This window comes from Rhodococcus sp. R1101 (assembly GCF_000278445.1).
In the GTDB taxonomy this organism is placed as follows: domain Bacteria; phylum Actinomycetota; class Actinomycetes; order Mycobacteriales; family Mycobacteriaceae; genus Rhodococcus; species Rhodococcus gordoniae.
The window spans coordinates 1-289 of sequence record NZ_AJVB01000984.1; the positions used below are offsets into that span (position 1 = coordinate 1).

Consider the following 289-nt stretch of genomic DNA (forward strand, 5'->3'; position numbering starts at 1 on the left):
CGCAGCTCACCGACTTCGGCATCGCGCGCATCGGCGACGGTTTCCGTACCACGGCCGGGGAGATCACCGGCTCCCCGGCGTTCACCGCACCCGAGGTGTTGCGCGGCCGGGCACCGACACCCGCGGCCGATGTGTACGGACTCGCCGCGACGCTGTTCGCCGCGATCACCGGGCATGCGGCCTTCGAGCGGAAGGAGGGCGAGAGGGTCGTCGCACAGTTCGTCCGCATCACCTCCGAACCGATCCCCGATCTGCGCGACGAGGGCATCCCCGACGACGTGTGCGCCGC

General features: G+C 71.3%; 1 protein-coding gene. It reads left to right on the top strand.

What is annotated here, in order from left to right:
- Positions 1–289, top strand: a 289-nt coding sequence (locus R1101_RS29180) for a protein kinase domain-containing protein (protein WP_037225556.1), incomplete at both ends; no start/stop codon positions are given.